We start from the raw sequence: 15,853 nt of genomic DNA, 5'->3' as shown, positions 1-15,853 counted from the left end.
CACAATTTAGCAGGAGTCATTCTGTCTTCGCCTTGCTTTGGAACATTAGTTCATCCTCCAAAATATCTTGAAACGATGTCTCGTGTGTTAAATCTTGTTTATCCTACATATAAAAAACCATCAGGTCTAACGGTACAAATGGCAACCAGAAATCCTGAAGTCATTGAGTTTGATTTAAATGATTCACTTTACGTTACAAGTGTATCTGTCAGGTGGTATCGTGAATTAGTAAAGGCTATGAAGGAAGCCTTTGATTTTTATGAAGATTTCCCGGATATTCCTGTTCTTGTTATGCAGGCTGGGGATGACAAAATAGTGGACAAGGCTATGGTAAGAGAATGGTTTAACTACTTTCCGGCATCTGAAAAACATTATAAAGAATGGCCGAAGCTATATCATGAAATTTTTAATGAGCCAGAGAGAGAAGATGTATTCCTATATGCAAAGAGTTTTATTGAAGCACGATTACGGAATATAGGATATATCGTTTAAGGATTCTAAGGAGATGGAACATATATGAAGTTGCCCAAAAGTGATATTGGTCTGGTAAAGGAAGTATACCGAGGTATATTTCCAGTTGTTCATCGAGAATTGACGGGGTGGCAGGCAAAAGCTGAAAAAATCCCTAATGAAGAACTGCGTACTCAGGCCCTGGCCAGTATCGCCCATAAAACATTTCATTGTGAGGGAGGATCTATATTAGCTCTCGCTGCAGGTGCAGGAAAAGAGGATGTAATCCGATTTATTGTAGCATATCAAACGATCAGTGATTATCTTGATAATTTATGTGACCGCAGTACATCGCTTGATCCTGACGATTTTGCTTTATTACATCAATCTATGAAGGATGCCCTAAATCCAGAGAGCTCGACACAGAATTACTATGATCTTAGAGAGGATCAGGATGACGGAGGGTATTTAATAGATTTGGTACATACCTGTCAGTCTATTTTAGTAAAACTGGAGCATTACAGGTATATAGAGCCTTATTTGAAAAAACTTTGCTCCTATTATTGCGATTTACAAATACATAAGCATGTTAAGTGGGATGAGCGGGTACATAGATTAGAAACGTGGTACAGTCAGAATAAACACGAGCTTCCAGAAGATTTAACATGGTATGAATTTAGCGCTTGTGCAGGATCTACATTAGGTATTTTTTGCTTAGTTTCCTATGCTTACCGTCCAGAATTCACAGAGCAAATGGCAAGGGATATATATGATTCTTATTTCCCATATGTTCAAGGATTGCATATTATGCTGGATTATTTTATTGATCAGGAGGAAGATCGTCTTGGCAATGATTTGAACTTCTGCTTCTATTATGATACGGAAGAGCAAATGATTGAGAGGCTATCTTATTTCGTTGAACAAGCTAATGAAGATGTCATGAAAATACCAGATAGTAAGTTCCATAGGATGATTAATCAAGGGTTAATGGGTATTTATTTAGCCGACTCCAAGGTTAAGAGCCAGAAAGCGGTTAGGCAGTATACCCGAAATCTGCTGAAATTAGCTGGCAAATCAGCGTATTTCTTTTATTGGAACAGTAAGCTGTATCATGCATTTAAAAGGATGAAAAAGAAATAAAGACCAGTATAATAGCATTTTATCGTGAGGGGATGGTACGGATGGGATAAAGTTAAGTATTCTAGACCAGTCACCACGTTCTGTCGGAGAACCTTCAGAGCAGGCGCTTGCTAATACAGTCAAACTGGCAAAATTGGCTGAGGAGTTGGGTTATTCAAGATTTTGGGTAAGTGAACATCATGATAGCCAAGGGTTGGCTGGCTCATCGCCAGAAGTCCTTGCGACATGGATTGCTGCTCAAACCGTTAAGCTAAGAGTCGGCACTGGTGGAGTAATGCTACCTCATTATAGTGCTTATAAAGTGGCGGAGAATTTCAGAGTATTGTCAGGTTTAGCTCCAGGAAGAATAGATCTGGGCATCGGCAGAGCTCCTGGCGGGATGCCAAGAGCAACGCGTGCATTACAGGAAGGCAGATTAAGTGATCTTCACAGGTTTCCTGTTCAGGTGGATGAATTAACTTGGTATTTATATGATCATTTACCTGAGTTACATCCTCTTTATGGATTAGCAGCCACTCCTGTTATTCAAGCTCCTCCGGAATTATGGATGCTTGGATCAAGTTCATCAAGTGCCTCTCTTGCTGCACAAAAAGGGTTACCATATAATTTTGCTTTGTTTATTAACAGTGAATATGCAGAAGAAAATATGAAGCATTACTATGAAACGTTTTGTCCATCCGATTTTGGACAGAGACCTTTAGGGATGGTTACCGTATTTACGATATGTGCAGATACAGATGAAGAGGCAGAATATTTGGCTGGATCTTTAGATTTATCCTTACTATTTCTTTCACAGGGAATTATCCGGGAGGGAACTCCGCACCCGAATGAAATTCACGAAATGGCTTTGTCTCAGTTTGAAACGGCGCGAATTGATTATAATAGAAGAAAAATGATTATCGGGTCCCCAAAAACGATTATGAAAAAAATAGAAGAGCTTAGAAAACGGTTCAACACAAATGAGATAATGCTTGTAACGATTACTCATTCCTATGAGGCAAAAGTAAAGTCATTTAAATTAATTGCCAAAGAAGCCGGGCTTATAGGATGATAGTTGAGTGGCAGTCAATCTTTAAAAATGAAAATGAAATCAAATTATATACTTTAAAAGTGCCTCGAATCTTGAGGGTGAAAGGGAAAACGGTTAAAGGCCGTTGCAGCCCCCGCTACTGTAATTACTAAATCAGGAATTGATTAGTATAAGCCAGGAAACCTGCTTTTAAAGTTACTGTACTTATTTTTCGGTGGGAAAAGTAGGCTTATTGTATTCACAATGGAAAAAAGTGAATCCTTAGCTCAATACCTACAGAGCTAAGGATTTTTTGTGTTTTGAAACGGTTAGATATAATTCGAACAAGTGTAAGAATAATCCGAGGTTCGCCGTTGGAGTAAAGAGGAATTGAAGTTTAGAAATGAAAAATAAAAAAAGAACAACCGGTATTTATACAGTGAGTATCCTATTTATGCTGTTAGCTGCATTGCTCGGCCTGTTTATAGGAAGCGTGGACATGTCGATTAAAGATATAATTGGGATCCTCTTAAAAAATATAACCGGTCAGGAATCTTTCTATACAGGTCCCAAAAATATTGAAATGATTATTTGGAATATACGTTTACCACGAGTATTGATTGCATTATTTGTAGGAGCGGGTTTGGCTCTGGCAGGGGCTGCCTTCCAGGGACTTCTGCAAAACCCACTCGCTGATCCATATACCATTGGTGTTTCGTCCGGAGCGTCAGTTGGTGCAGTGGTCGTCTTATTTTTTAATATAGAAATAGCTCTTTTTGGTCACTTCACTTTGCCGCTTGTTGCAATAGTGTTCAGTTTTATAACCTTGCTGGTCGTGTTTGGTATTACAAGGGCAGCTAGTGTAACCTATGCAAATGAAACCATTATTCTAGCGGGTATTATTATGAATTCATTTATTGGAGCGCTGGTTTCTCTAATCATTGCCCTATCATCAGGAGATCAGATGAGAGAAGTATTGAACTGGCTTATGGGCAGCATGGCCATGAAAAACTGGGGGCACTTCAGTATACTAATTCCTTTCTTCGTAATAGGGGCATCTATTATTCTGTATCATTACCGGGAACTAAATGGATTGGCACTTGGAGATCAATCTGCTCAATACAATGGGATTAACGTGAAACGCAAGAAAATCATGATCATTATAGGTGCCGGCCTATTAACAGGTGCGGCAGTTGCCGTATCAGGAGCAATCGGCTTTGTCGGATTGGTCATTCCACATCTAGTTCGCCTTATATCGGGTGCTGACCACAGGCATTTACTTCCTTTATCGATGATCATCGGGGGAGGATATCTGATATTGGCTGACATGATTGCTCGAGTCATCATCAATCCACAGGAATTGCCTATTGGTGTAATTACGGCTTTAATTGGTGCACCGATATTTACGATTTTACTAATTAAAGAACGGATAAAAAGAAGGAATTTGACATGTTAAATGTAGAGAACCTCAGTGCAGGCTATCATAAAAATAAACGGGTGCTCCAGGATTTTTCATTAAAGGTAGAAAAAGGAGAGTTTTTTGCACTTCTTGGACCAAATGGAAGCGGAAAGACAACGCTGATTAAAAGTATATTGGGGAAAATGGAATATAAAGCGGGAACCACAACGATCCAAGGTAGACAAACATCCTCCTATAAAGCCGGAGAATTAGCAAAAATAGCGGCTGTGCTAAGCCAGGAACATGTAGTGAGTTTGGATTTTACAGTGGAAGAAATTGTTTTACTCGGAAGATATCCTTATCAGGGAAAAGGATTTTTTAATCATTATCAAACTGAGGATTACGCTATTGTAGATAAGTGTCTGGCCCAAACAGATACACTGAAATTTAAGCATACCTATTTTTCAGCGTTAAGTGGTGGAGAGAAACAACGGGTCCTTTTAGCAAAAGCGCTGGCCCAACAGCCAAAGCTCCTGTTTCTCGATGAACCTACAAATCATTTGGATGTTAAGCATACAATTGATTTATTGAATTTACTGAAGAGACTTCAGATTGAGGAAGAGTTAACGGTTGTTGCCATTCTGCATGATTTAAATATGGCGGCTTTATATGCAGACAGATGTGCTTTGCTTAAAAATGGAAGAAAAGTGGCGGATGGCAGTATTGAGTTACTCCTCGATGAAGAGTTACTCTCATCTGTATATGAAGTGGAACTGGTGAGCCGCCCTCATCCAATCGCCGGAAAACCGCAAATCTTTTTTACCCCTGAGATTTATAAATGAACTCTATGAAAAAAGTGTGAGTATAAGTACTCACACTTTTTTAACGTTTCTCAATGGCGATAATAAATGGTGGGTTGTTTTTTTGATTCATAAATCGGTATTGCAGTACATGAGCCATATCCTGTGGAAGCTCTGTAACGAATTTAATCACTTCGTCACGTTCGAGATCTCCGCCTGGATGCCCATGATAAATCACGAGAACAATAATACCTTCTGGTTCCATCATTTCGAGCAATTGAGTGACGGCTTGAATGGTAGTCGGAGCCATCGTGATAATTTCTTTGTCACCGCCTGGCAAATACCCTAAATTAAAGATAGCACCTGTCACTGGTCGATCGGGTTGGACAAATTCCTGCAAACGCTCATGCCCAGCATGAATCAATGTTACCTGTTCCTGAAGCCCGGTTGAGATGAGTCTCTCCTGTGTTTTAGTTATAGCAGTTTGCTGAATGTCAAAACTGTATACATGTCCATCCGGACCGGTTAAATTTGCTAAAAACACGGTATCATGCCCATTGCCCATTGTACAATCAATGGCAATATCACCTGGCTTTACAGATTTCTCTAGTAGGATTCTTGCGAATGGGAGAATGCGATCAAGCTTCATATGTCACAGCAGCCTTATTAGGGATATAGAGTTTTCCTTGATAGCTATTACGGTGCTTCAATTCAGCATCAATCGCATTCAACACTTCCCATTTATTAACACTCCACATCGGTCCAACCATTAAATCAATCGGGCCATCGCCCGTAATACGATGAATAACCATCTCAGGAGGAAGGATTTCCAACTGATCACAGACAAGGTTGACATAATCATCAAGTGATAAAAACTCTAGCATTCCTTTTTCGTACTGTTTCACCATTGGAGTGCCTTTTAACAGATGCAATAAGTGAATTTTAATCCCCTGAACATCGAGTTTAGCAACTTCTTTAGCAGTTTCCATCATCATTTCAGGAGTTTCAAGCGGCAACCCATTAATAATGTGGCTGCATACGCGTATTCCATGTTTACGGAGCTTGTTTACTCCCTCCACATAAGTTGGATAATCATGTGCACGATTAATGATATTTGCCGTTTTTTCATGAACAGTCTGCAAGCCTAGCTCAACCCAAAGGTACGTACGTTCATTTAATTCAGCTAAATATTCTACAACATCATCAGGCAGACAATCAGGGCGAGTAGCGATAGATAAGCCAACTACACCTTCCTCGTTCATGACAGTTTCGAATTTTTCACGTAAGACTTCAACTGGTGCATGGGTATTGGTATAAGCCTGGAAATAGGCCATATATTTTCCATCTTTCCATTTTTGATGCATTTTTTCTTTTATATCAGCAAATTGCTTTTGCAGATCCTCAGCGCGATTACCGGCAAAATCCCCAGACCCTGCTGCACTGCAGAAGGTGCATCCACCAAATGCGACTGTACCGTCACGATTTGGACAATCAAATCCACCGTCAAGAGCAATTTTAAATACCTTGTGGCCAAATTGATTGCGAAGATGGTAATTCCATGTATGATAACGTTTATTGTCATTTGCATATTGAAAAGGGTTAACCTGTTTCATTCTTAAACCCCCTAGTTAGTATTTCTTTGAGTAAGAGCATAACTCTCATTTTACCACGCTAGTTTATACTTTCCAATTAGCTATTATTTGAAGTTACACTAAAATCCATTTGATCAGGGCATAATGGATAATGGATGAGCTTTTGTGAACCAATCCAATGTTAAAAGGAGAGGGTATCTATGGCTACAAGAAAATCCATGGACGAGTGTTTGGAGCGTTGTGCAAATGCGATTGAATACGCAGAAAAGCAATATAATCATTATGCGAGACAGGAGCATTACAATGATAAAGAATATACTGAGGCATTAGTCGGTCTTGAAAATTCATATAATGAATTAAACGCGATGGATCAAAGTGCCAATGACCAGCAACGTGACCAACTGAACCGAATGAAAATTCAGGTGCAGGATATTCAGCACGCGATGGTTGTAAGAGGCCGCTAAAAGGATATTCACTATTGTGAGCGTTCTGACGAACTATGGAAATTACTTTAACTAAGGTATTTATAAATCGGTGGTGACTCAAGCGAGGATCACGTAAACTCGCCCAGATGTAATGAACATCCGGGTAGTCGTCGAAAACGAAACAGAGCAACAGTTCATCCAAAGCCGTGCAAATACAACGGCAGGCACAGTCTATGATGACTGTGCCTTTTGTTTTTGCAAAGTATTCAACGAATGAGTAAGTAATCCAGCCGGATGAGACCATAATCCAGCCAATCGACAAGGAAATAGAGCCGAATAGATAAATAATCCGGCCTAATTTGCGAAAAAACCAGCCGAAGAAGGAGTATGTGCCGAAATAGGAGTAATTCAGCCAAATGAGAGCATAATCCAGCCAATCGCAAGGAAATTGAGCCGAATAGAAAAATAATCCAGCCGAATTTGCGAAAAAATCAGCCGAAGAAGGAGTATGTGCCTGAAATAGGAGTAATTCAGCCGAATGAGAGCATAATCCAGCCAATCGACAAGGAAATAGAGCCGAATAGATAAATAATCCGGCCGAATTTGCGGAAAATCCAGCCGAAGAAGGAGTATGTGCTTGAAATAAGAGCATAATCCAGCTAAGTATAGATTACGCGCCAAATGTAGGAGTAATCCGTTCGGCAGATATGATTAGTCCGATTGGAGGGAGTACATAGCGTACATATAAATTTACATTAACTCTGTATAATCAAAGCTAATTTGGTCAATGATTGAAAAAACAGTCTAAATAGACTTGAACTTTTTACCTGATTTACATACAATGTATGTATATATCTTCTAAATAACATTGATAGGGATCAGTAGTAATGGTGTTTCTTTCTAGAGAGTTGACGGATGGTGCAAGTCAACAGGACACATTATGAACTCACCCTGGAGTTGCAGGCCTGAACGACTAGTAAGGTTTGCCGTATATCTGCGTTAAAGAGTTGAGCCGGATGCGAATGTGTGCATCAATCAGGGTGGTACCGCGGGAAGTTAATGACAGCCTCTCGTCCCTTTTTTAGGGATGAGTGGCTTTTTTTATTGTTTTAGAAGTTTTTAGTACAGCAATTTTAAACAATGTAGGAGGAATTAGGATGAGTTTCAATCACAAAGAGATTGAAAAGAAATGGCAATCTTACTGGGAAGAACACAAAACATTTAAAACGACTGATAGTGTTGGGAAACGTAAATTTTACGCATTGGATATGTTTCCATATCCATCAGGAGCAGGCCTTCATGTAGGGCATCCTGAAGGATATACAGCAACGGATATCTTATCCCGACTAAAACGTATGCAGGGATATAATGTACTTCATCCAATTGGTTGGGATGCATTTGGATTACCTGCAGAGCAATATGCACTTGATACTGGGAATGATCCAGAAGAGTTTACAGCTAAAAATATTGGTACATTTACTCGTCAAATCAAATCTCTTGGATTCTCTTATGACTGGGACCGCGAAATTAATACAACAGACCCAGAGTACTATAAATGGACACAATGGATTTTCTTAAAATTATATGAAAAAGGGCTTGCCTATATGGCTGAAATTCCGGTTAACTGGTGCCCGGCACTTGGTACCGTTTTAGCCAATGAAGAAGTTATTGATGGGAAAAGTGAGCGAGGCGGACATCCGGTTATCCGTAAGCCAATGCGTCAATGGATTTTGAAAATCACGGCTTATGCGGATCGTTTAATTGAGGATCTTGATGAATTGGATTGGCCTGAAAGCATTAAGGATATGCAACGTAACTGGATCGGCCGTTCAGAAGGAGCATCTGTAACATTCAAGATCAAGGATACTGAAGAATCCTATACAGTATTCACAACACGTCCTGATACATTGTTTGGGGCTACGTATTCCGTCCTTTCCCCTGAACATCCACTTGTGGATAAAATAACAACAGCAGAGCAAAAAGAAGCTGTTGAAGCGTATAAAAAGGAAATTCAATCTAAGAGTGATTTGGAAAGAACAGAGCTTTCAAAAGAGAAAACAGGCGTATTTACAGGAGCCTATGCCATCAATCCAGCAAATGGCGAAGAGATTCCAATCTGGATTGCTGACTATGTATTGATGAGCTATGGAACAGGCGCGATTATGGCCGTTCCTGCCCATGATGAACGCGATTATGAATTTGCTAAGAAATTTGATCTGCCAATCCGTGAAGTTGTTGCTGGTGGTCATATTGAAAAAGAAGCTTATGCCGGTGAAGGAGTACATGTAAACTCCGAATTCTTGAACGGCCTAAATAAAGAAGAAGCCATTAGCAAGATGATTGAATGGCTAGAGGAAAAAGGAATTGGTGAAAAGAAAGTAACGTACCGTTTGCGTGACTGGAACTTCTCCCGTCAGCGTTATTGGGGCGAGCCTATTCCAATTATTCACTGGGAAGATGGCACGATGTCCGCTGTACCAGAATCTGAACTGCCGCTTATGCTTCCGAAAACAACAGAAATTAAACCATCCGGTACAGGTGAATCTCCACTTGCCAATATTGAAGAGTGGGTAAATGTAGTGGATGAAAATGGGCGTAAAGGAAGACGTGAGACAAATACAATGCCTCAATGGGCGGGCAGCTGCTGGTACTTCTTGCGCTATATCGATCCGAAAAATCCGGACGCAATTGCTGACCCTGAAAAGCTTAAGCATTGGATGCCGGTAGATACGTATATTGGTGGAGCGGAACATGCCGTGCTTCACTTGCTTTATGCGAGATTCTGGTACAAATTCTTGTATGATATTGGGGTTGTACCAACAAAAGAACCATTCCAAAAGCTATTTAACCAAGGTATGATTCTAGGCGAAAATAATGAAAAAATGAGTAAATCAAAAGGTAATGTTGTAAATCCGGATGATATCGTGGAAAGCCATGGGGCTGATACCCTTCGTCTATATGAAATGTTCATGGGACCGCTTGATGCATCGATTGCCTGGTCTGCAAACGGACTTGACGGCTCCAGACGTTTCCTTGATCGTGTTTGGAGATTGTTTATCAACGATGACGGTACAGTAAATGATAAAATTACTGAATCCACGGATACTCATCTTGAGAAGGTTTATCATCAAACCGTTAAAAAAGTAACAGAGGATTTAGAAGCTCTACATTTTAATACGGCTATTTCACAAATGATGGTCTTCATTAATGAAGCCTATAAAGCGGAAATTCTTCCAATTCAGTATATGGAAGGTTTTGTGAAACTATTATCACCTATTTGTCCTCATATGACTGAAGAACTTTGGAGCAGACTTGGTAACAATGAAACACTTGCTTATGCTTCATGGCCTGCATATGATGAGTCCAAATTGGTAGATGATGAAATTGAAATTGTTATTCAAATAAACGGTAAAATGAGAGCTAAACTTCAGGTACCTGCCGGCATTACGAAAGAAGAGATGGAAAAAATCGTAATGGAAAATGGGAAGGTTCAAGAGCAAATCGATGGCAAAACAATCCGCAAGGTGATTGCTGTTCCTGGTAAATTAGTTAATATCGTTGCAAATTAATGAATGTTGGCCGTCTTACGATTATCATAAGCGTAAGACGGTCTTTTTTATAAGGGGGATTTTTAGATGGAAGACATAAAGATTATTCAACCAGATGAACTGCAGGTAAGAATAGAAAATGGCGAAAATTTATCCATTATCGATGTACGTGAGGATTATCAAGTGATAAATGGGATGGTTCCCGGTGCAGTTCAAATCAAAATGGGAGAAATTCCAGAGCGACTTAATGAGCTTGATAAAGAGATTGAGCATATTATCATTTGCCGTGCAGGGGTCAGAAGTGAGAATGTAGCTTATTTTCTACAGGAAAAGGGCTATCAAGCAGCATCCATGGAAGGCGGCATGATAGATTGGCAAGGGGAACTTGTATTCTGAATAGTATAAAAATGAAAAAAATCGGCAAAGATAGATAAAAACAGGAGGAATCTTTGCTGTGATCCAAGTGAAAATGTTTGATTATGAGCACGAAAAAGATTTGGAAAAGGGGATGAATCATTTCCTTGAACAGATAGATGAAGACAGACTCGTAGATATCAAATATAATATTGCGGCTTTCGGTGAAGAGGATGAGGAAGACCAAATATACTGTTTCAGTGCCATGGTCATTTATAAAAAATAAATATCGAACTTTAATCCGGATGTACTCATATGAAAGAGGAAGATCCTCGACCCTCTCGCTCAAAACAGCCGACATACGCCGCTTGCTAAATCCAAAAAAGAACAGATAGAAGAAAACAAAGCCCGTTTTCTTTATCTGTTCTTTTTGATTGTATTCTTACTTAGAGTGTTCTCTTATTTACTGGTTTACTGTCTTTTAAATAGCTTGTAAATGAGCTTATAAATTAAATATCCCAAAAAACCGCCCATTGTATTTAACAAGATATCATCAACATCAAAGCCGCCGACATGAAAAGTTAGCTGCATTGTCTCAACCAATAATGAAAACAAGAAGGATATAAACGTAATGGACCAAATATTTCTAGGCTTTTTAAAGACAATTGGCAAAAGAAAGCCGAATGGCATAAAGGCTAATACGTTACCGAATAGATTTGTAAACCATACTTTAAATGAGAAGTAATCAGCAAAAGTAATATACATATTAATCGTTTTAAAAGGAACAAGATTATAAGATTCTACTTTAACCATTTGTCTATAGTATCCAAAAAACAACAGATAAGAAAGGATGGCTAAATAGAGTGTAAACATGACATAAATAAGCGGAGTAGTCAGCTTATTGTTTTTAATCGTTCGGGCTATATTCTGCAAAGATACCATCCTTCCTACCTTATTTTTTTCTTGCAGCATTTAATCCGGCTAAACGACCTGTTACTAATGCGGAGGTAATATTATAGCCGCCGGTATATCCATGGATATCCAAAATCTCTCCGCAGAAATATAGGCCATTCATTAATTTACTAGCCATTGTTTTAGGTTCAACTTCTTTAACAGAAATTCCACCGCCTGTTACAAAAGCCTTCTCTAAAGAAAGAGTACCATTGACGCGGACAGGGAACTTTTTGATATCGCTGCTAAAAGCACGCCATTTCTCATGTGCTATAGTTGCCCCTTGTGAGGAAGGATCAATATGATTTCGTTCCAATAAAAATAATAAATACCTTTCAGGCAACAGACCTTTTAGACTGTTTTTAACTGCTTTTTTATCGTCAGATTTAATCGTTTTAATAATCTGTTGAAATACTTGTTCTTCATTAAGATCAGGCAGAGCATCGATTTGGACAATAACCTCTTTAAGATTCCATTTTTTTAAGGCTTTCACAACAAATTGGCTGCATCTTAATATACCTGGACCGGATAGACCAAAATGTGTGAAAATCATATCCATTCGATGGGTAATTAATGATTTTCCTTTAGGGTTAAGAACGCTGATAGCGACATCCCGCAGTGAAAGACCTTGCAATGCTTTTTGTTTGATAAAATTTTCACCGGACGTTAAAGGGACTTCAGTTGGGAACAATTCCGTTACGGTATGTCCTGCTTTTTCAGCCCAGGCATAGCCATCCCCAGTTGATCCTGTGTGCGGAACGGATTTACCGCCAACAGCGATGACAACGGAGTCGGCTTCAATTATTTCGCCCGTTCGTGTCTTAACGCCAATCACTTTGCCTGAATCATACAGAACATCTGCTATTGGCGAATCCGTGCGTATATCGGTTCCCAATTGCTTTAAACGACTGAGCATAGCATCTACAACAGATTGGGCTTTATCGTTAACCGGGAACATTCTGCCATGGTCCTCTTCTTTTAATTCGACACCTAGTTTCTTAAAGAAAGAAATGATTCCTTCATTATCAAATTCAGAGAATGCTCCGTACAGGAACTTGCCGTTTCCGGGAATATGCTTAATAATTTCATCAATTGGCAGACGATTGGTGACATTGCACCGGCCGCCGCCTGAAATGGCCAGTTTCCGGCCGAGTTTGGATCCTTTATCTAGCAGTAAAGTGGAGGCACCGTTTTCAGCGGCCGCAATGGCTGCCATCAAGCCGGATGGGCCTCCACCTATAATGATTACATCATATTTCATTATTCCATCTCATTTCTAAAACATACTAATATGGTTCTATTATAAGTGATTTTACTAATAAGGCAAAAGTCGTGACCGAATTGATGTTCAATTGTCAAAAAGCGAAGAAAAGAGTAAACTACAGATTAGTGAACAAATAAACATAAAGAATCATGAAAATATATTTCTTACATGTTAAGGGAAAGAGTGAAAGGGATTGTTACATGTCATCGAAACTTATTAGAGGCACTTTTATTCTAACAATTGGTATGGTTTTATCGAAAATGCTTGGATTGTTCTATGTTATTCCTTTTAATAAAATTGTCGGTACGGAAGGAATGGCATTATATGGTTTTGCTTATACACCCTATACGATTTTTATCAGTATTGCAACAGCTGGCATTCCACTTGCTGTCGCCAAATTCGTTGCGAAATACAATGCTATGGGGGAATATGCAGTAGGACGTAAGCTCTTTGAATCGGGCCGCAAAATTATGATGATGACGGGGATTACTGCTTTTCTCATTATGTACGTGAGCGCGCCGGGACTCGCCGCCATGATGGATACACAAAAATATTCCATTGAAGAGGTTACAACGGTTATTCGAGCGGTAAGCTTCGCCCTTATTTTGGTACCATCACAAAGTTTACTACGTGGTTTTTTCCAGGGATATGAGTCGATGGGGCCAACGGCTGTTTCACAGGTTATAGAGCAGATCATCCGGATTGTATTTATGCTGGCTGGGGCGTATATTGTCTTAAATGTGGTTGGCGGAGATGTTGTCCAGGCTATGAGTGTGGCTACATTCTCAGCTTTTATTGGAGCAATATCTGGATTAATGGTTCTTTTGTGGTATTGGAAAAAGAGGAAACGCCATCTCGATCAGCTGATGAGTGAGGGTAAAAATGAAATAGATATATCCCTAAAAGAAATCTATAAAGAAATCATTGTTTCCTCCATCCCATTTATTTTTGTTGGATTGGCAATGCCTTTATTCCAAATGGTTGATACGGTTACGTTTAATAGGGCAATGGTATCCATTGGACTAAAAGAAACGACGGATGTGGCTTTTGGTGTTTTGAATGTAAATACTCAAAAGCTTGTCCTTATTCCGATGACACTGGCTACCGCTTTTTCATTGTCCATTGTCCCAAGCGTCACAAAATCATTTTTTGAAAAGAATTGGAAGCTATACAAACAACAATTAACAGAAACCTTCCAGACGCTGCTATTTATCTTGATACCGGCTGTTGTTGGTATAAGTGTTCTATCTGACAGCGTATACGGTTCGTTTTATGGATTTTATGATTTAGGTTCAGAAGTACTGAAGGTCTATGCACCGGTTGCGATCCTATTTGCTTTATTCTCCGTTACAGCAGCTATCTTGCAGGGGATTAACCAACAACGCTTTACAGTCCTTAGTTTACTGACAGGAATACTGGTAAAGCTAAGCCTTAATATCCCTTTGATCAAAATGTTTGAAACAAGGGGAGCGGTTTATGCTACTGCGATTGGATATGCGGTTTGTACGCTGATTAATTTATATGTCATCTATTACTTTACTGGATATCGAATTAAAAGCGTGTTGAGAAGGGCCTTGTTATCACTTATATTTGCCATCATTATGGCTTTAGTTGTGGGGATACTGGATCATCTTCTGGCAGCATGGGTTGGTTCCAAAGGACAAATGGTTGCTGTCTTTAGGGTAGCGATTACGGTTCCTATCGGTGTCTTGATTTACTTCTTCTTATCTGTAAAAAGTGGTTTATTACATGTTATATTTGGTGAGCGAACGGATGGGCTGTTACGCAAACTGAGATTGAAGCGTTTCGTTAGAAGCAACTAATCAAGTGAGTCAAGTAAATCTTTATGGAAGGCCTGCTTAATGAAAGCAGGCCCTTCTCATAATTTAAAAACGCATACCAAAAGCTTGCTCGAGTCGAGATAGGCGCCGATCAAGGCGATCGATTTGACGCTGTTGACGATCAATACGGCTTTCAAGTCGATCTAAACGGGCGTTAATGCCTCCAAAGCCGGGAAATAAGCCTCCTGGTCCGGGGAAAAAACCGGCTGGTTGTTGTTGTCTGTTATCTTGATCGTTAGAGGGTTGTTGCTGATAATCCATAAATTTAGAACACTCCTTTAATAAGATATTCAGCAACAGTCTATTCAAAAAAGAAAAATGGGTGAATGATAGATGAGAATTGATAAATTATTAGCTAACTCCGGTTATGGGAGCCGGAAAGAGGTAAAACAATTGCTTAAATCGGGGTCAGTATTGTGTAATGATGTGAAAATTACAGATGCTAAAAAGCATGTTGACCCGGATAAAGACCATATTACGGTTCATGGTGAACAAGTTTTCTACAGAGAATATATCTATCTGTTAATGAATAAACCGGCTGGATATATCTCTGCAACAGAAGACGACAGGCTGAAAACTGTGCTGGATTTATTGGAGCCGGAAGATGCGATCAAGAAGCCATTTCCAGTTGGAAGATTGGACCGGGATACAGAAGGGTTGTTGGTTCTAACAAATGATGGGCATCTTGCTCATGAAGTACTTGCTCCCAAAAAACACGTTCCTAAAACATATTACGCCACAATTCAAGGGGAAGTAACCGAAGATGATATTGAACAGTTTGCCGAAGGAGTTACGTTGGACGATGGATACGTAACAAAGCCTGGAAAATTGACGATTCTCTCAAGCGGTCTAAAATCAGAAATTGAAGTCATCATTACAGAAGGTAAATATCATCAGGTTAAACGTATGTTCGAAGCGGTAGGCAAAAAAGTAGTCTATTTGAAAAGAATTAAGATGGGCGAACTTAGCTTAGATGAGGGATTAGAGCTGGGAGAGTATAGAGAAATGACAGACGAAGAGATCAATTTATTAAATACACGTACTCCGTAAAAAGAAGACCGTTAAAAAAGCGGTCTTCTT

The 15,853-nt window shown here is 39.4% G+C and carries 17 protein-coding genes, 1 riboswitch and 1 other annotated feature; of the genes, 12 read left to right on the top strand and 5 right to left on the bottom strand.

The window, feature by feature from the left end; all coding sequences use genetic code 11:
* From AC58NB_RS05980 to AC58NB_RS05960, 5 genes are all read left to right on the top strand, one after another.
* Positions 1–492, top strand: a 492-nt coding sequence (locus AC58NB_RS05980) for a serine aminopeptidase domain-containing protein (RefSeq protein ID WP_497425904.1), incomplete at its 5' end; no start/stop codon positions are given.
* Between the two features lie 24 nt (positions 493–516).
* Positions 517–1,590, top strand: a complete 1,074-nt coding sequence (tbcS, locus tag AC58NB_RS05975; RefSeq protein WP_497425903.1) for a tetraprenyl-beta-curcumene synthase — start codon at positions 517–519, stop codon at positions 1,588–1,590.
* A 46-nt stretch (positions 1,591–1,636) separates the two neighbouring features.
* Entirely contained in the window at positions 1,637–2,641 is a 1,005-nt protein-coding gene (locus AC58NB_RS05970) for an LLM class flavin-dependent oxidoreductase (protein ID WP_497425918.1), read from the top strand.
* Between the two features lie 40 nt (positions 2,642–2,681).
* Positions 2,682–2,825: riboswitch (cobalamin riboswitch) on the top strand.
* Between the two features lie 177 nt (positions 2,826–3,002).
* Positions 3,003–4,055 carry a FecCD family ABC transporter permease gene (locus AC58NB_RS05965; RefSeq protein ID WP_497425902.1) on the top strand — a complete coding sequence of 351 codons (1,053 nt, stop codon included), beginning with the start codon at positions 3,003–3,005 and terminating at the stop codon, positions 4,053–4,055.
* A complete protein-coding gene (locus tag AC58NB_RS05960) occupies positions 4,049–4,840 on the top strand; it encodes an ABC transporter ATP-binding protein (protein WP_497425901.1) in 792 nt (263 codons plus the stop codon). Before AC58NB_RS05965 ends, AC58NB_RS05960 begins: the two co-directional genes overlap by 7 nt.
* Positions 4,841–4,880: 40 nt before the next feature.
* Here the strand turns inward: AC58NB_RS05960 and mnmM are convergent, their stop codons facing one another.
* Both mnmM and mnmL read right to left on the bottom strand, forming a co-directional pair.
* Complete coding sequence (gene mnmM, locus AC58NB_RS05955) at positions 4,881–5,447, bottom strand: tRNA 5-(aminomethyl)-2-thiouridylate-methyltransferase MnmM (protein WP_497425900.1); 567 nt, start codon at positions 5,445–5,447, stop codon at positions 4,881–4,883.
* Positions 5,437–6,411, bottom strand: a complete 975-nt coding sequence (mnmL, locus tag AC58NB_RS05950) for a tRNA modification radical SAM protein MnmL/YtqA (RefSeq protein WP_497425899.1) — start codon at positions 6,409–6,411, stop codon at positions 5,437–5,439. The genes mnmM and mnmL overlap by 11 nt, the downstream gene beginning before the upstream one ends.
* A gap of 179 nt (positions 6,412–6,590) precedes the next feature.
* Between mnmL and AC58NB_RS05945 the strand changes: the two genes are divergently transcribed.
* From AC58NB_RS05945 to AC58NB_RS05925, 5 genes are all read left to right on the top strand, one after another.
* On the top strand, positions 6,591–6,854 hold the full coding sequence (locus AC58NB_RS05945) for a YtzC family protein (RefSeq protein WP_497425898.1): 264 nt from the start codon (positions 6,591–6,593) through the stop codon (positions 6,852–6,854).
* Positions 6,855–6,966: 112 nt separating this feature from the next.
* Positions 6,967–7,092: a hypothetical protein gene (locus AC58NB_RS05940; RefSeq protein ID WP_497425897.1), complete on the top strand. Its 126-nt coding sequence runs from the start codon at positions 6,967–6,969 to the stop codon at positions 7,090–7,092.
* Positions 7,093–7,674: 582 nt separating this feature from the next.
* Positions 7,675–7,896: a binding site (T-box leader), on the top strand.
* A 76-nt stretch (positions 7,897–7,972) separates the two neighbouring features.
* Complete coding sequence (leuS, locus tag AC58NB_RS05935) at positions 7,973–10,384, top strand: leucine--tRNA ligase (protein WP_497425896.1); 2,412 nt, start codon at positions 7,973–7,975, stop codon at positions 10,382–10,384.
* A 66-nt stretch (positions 10,385–10,450) separates the two neighbouring features.
* Positions 10,451–10,759, top strand: a complete 309-nt coding sequence (locus AC58NB_RS05930; RefSeq protein WP_497425895.1) for a rhodanese-like domain-containing protein — start codon at positions 10,451–10,453, stop codon at positions 10,757–10,759.
* A 58-nt stretch (positions 10,760–10,817) separates the two neighbouring features.
* Positions 10,818–11,003 carry a sporulation protein Cse60 gene (locus tag AC58NB_RS05925; protein WP_497425894.1) on the top strand — a complete coding sequence of 62 codons (186 nt, stop codon included), beginning with the start codon at positions 10,818–10,820 and terminating at the stop codon, positions 11,001–11,003.
* Between the two features lie 185 nt (positions 11,004–11,188).
* Here the strand turns inward: AC58NB_RS05925 and AC58NB_RS05920 are convergent, their stop codons facing one another.
* Positions 11,189–11,650 carry a VanZ family protein gene (locus AC58NB_RS05920; protein ID WP_497425893.1) on the bottom strand — a complete coding sequence of 154 codons (462 nt, stop codon included), beginning with the start codon at positions 11,648–11,650 and terminating at the stop codon, positions 11,189–11,191.
* Between the two features lie 19 nt (positions 11,651–11,669).
* Positions 11,670–12,929, bottom strand: coding sequence for a BaiN/RdsA family NAD(P)/FAD-dependent oxidoreductase (locus AC58NB_RS05915; RefSeq protein WP_497425892.1), 1,260 nt, complete (start codon positions 12,927–12,929; stop codon positions 11,670–11,672).
* A gap of 203 nt (positions 12,930–13,132) precedes the next feature.
* On the opposite strand from AC58NB_RS05915, the gene AC58NB_RS05910 reads away from it, so the two are divergent.
* The gene (locus tag AC58NB_RS05910; RefSeq protein ID WP_497425891.1) at positions 13,133–14,755 is read left to right on the top strand and encodes a putative polysaccharide biosynthesis protein; all 1,623 of its coding nucleotides are present in this window, start codon (positions 13,133–13,135) and stop codon (positions 14,753–14,755) included.
* 63 nt (positions 14,756–14,818) lie between these two features.
* Here AC58NB_RS05910 and AC58NB_RS05905 read toward each other — a convergent pair whose 3' ends face one another.
* Entirely contained in the window at positions 14,819–15,034 is a 216-nt protein-coding gene (locus tag AC58NB_RS05905; protein WP_497425890.1) for a hypothetical protein, read from the bottom strand.
* 72 nt (positions 15,035–15,106) lie between these two features.
* Between AC58NB_RS05905 and AC58NB_RS05900 the strand changes: the two genes are divergently transcribed.
* Positions 15,107–15,823 carry a pseudouridine synthase gene (locus AC58NB_RS05900; protein ID WP_497425889.1) on the top strand — a complete coding sequence of 239 codons (717 nt, stop codon included), beginning with the start codon at positions 15,107–15,109 and terminating at the stop codon, positions 15,821–15,823.
* Positions 15,824–15,853: the final 30 nt, after the last annotated feature.

Source organism: Pradoshia sp. TA40_28 (assembly GCF_059694525.1).
This window is presented reverse-complemented; position numbering and strand designations above follow the sequence as displayed.

Bases quoted from the DNA above. Each gene is read 5' to 3' on its own strand.
- tbcS (WP_497425903.1), top strand. From the start codon at position 517: ATGAAGTTGCCCAAAAGTGATATTGGTCTGGTAAAGGAAGTATACCGA.
- AC58NB_RS05965 (WP_497425902.1), top strand. From the start codon at position 3,003: ATGAAAAATAAAAAAAGAACAACCGGTATTTATACAGTGAGTATCCTA.
- AC58NB_RS05960 (WP_497425901.1), top strand. From the start codon at position 4,049: ATGTTAAATGTAGAGAACCTCAGTGCAGGCTATCATAAAAATAAACGG.
- mnmM (WP_497425900.1), bottom strand. From the start codon at position 5,447: ATGAAGCTTGATCGCATTCTCCCATTCGCAAGAATCCTACTAGAGAAA.
- mnmL (WP_497425899.1), bottom strand. From the start codon at position 6,411: ATGAAACAGGTTAACCCTTTTCAATATGCAAATGACAATAAACGTTAT.
- AC58NB_RS05945 (WP_497425898.1), top strand. From the start codon at position 6,591: ATGGCTACAAGAAAATCCATGGACGAGTGTTTGGAGCGTTGTGCAAAT.
- AC58NB_RS05940 (WP_497425897.1), top strand. From the start codon at position 6,967: ATGAACATCCGGGTAGTCGTCGAAAACGAAACAGAGCAACAGTTCATC.
- leuS (WP_497425896.1), top strand. From the start codon at position 7,973: ATGAGTTTCAATCACAAAGAGATTGAAAAGAAATGGCAATCTTACTGG.
- AC58NB_RS05930 (WP_497425895.1), top strand. From the start codon at position 10,451: ATGGAAGACATAAAGATTATTCAACCAGATGAACTGCAGGTAAGAATA.
- AC58NB_RS05915 (WP_497425892.1), bottom strand. From the start codon at position 12,929: ATGAAATATGATGTAATCATTATAGGTGGAGGCCCATCCGGCTTGATG.
- AC58NB_RS05910 (WP_497425891.1), top strand. From the start codon at position 13,133: ATGTCATCGAAACTTATTAGAGGCACTTTTATTCTAACAATTGGTATG.
- AC58NB_RS05905 (WP_497425890.1), bottom strand. From the start codon at position 15,034: ATGGATTATCAGCAACAACCCTCTAACGATCAAGATAACAGACAACAA.
- AC58NB_RS05900 (WP_497425889.1), top strand. From the start codon at position 15,107: ATGAGAATTGATAAATTATTAGCTAACTCCGGTTATGGGAGCCGGAAA.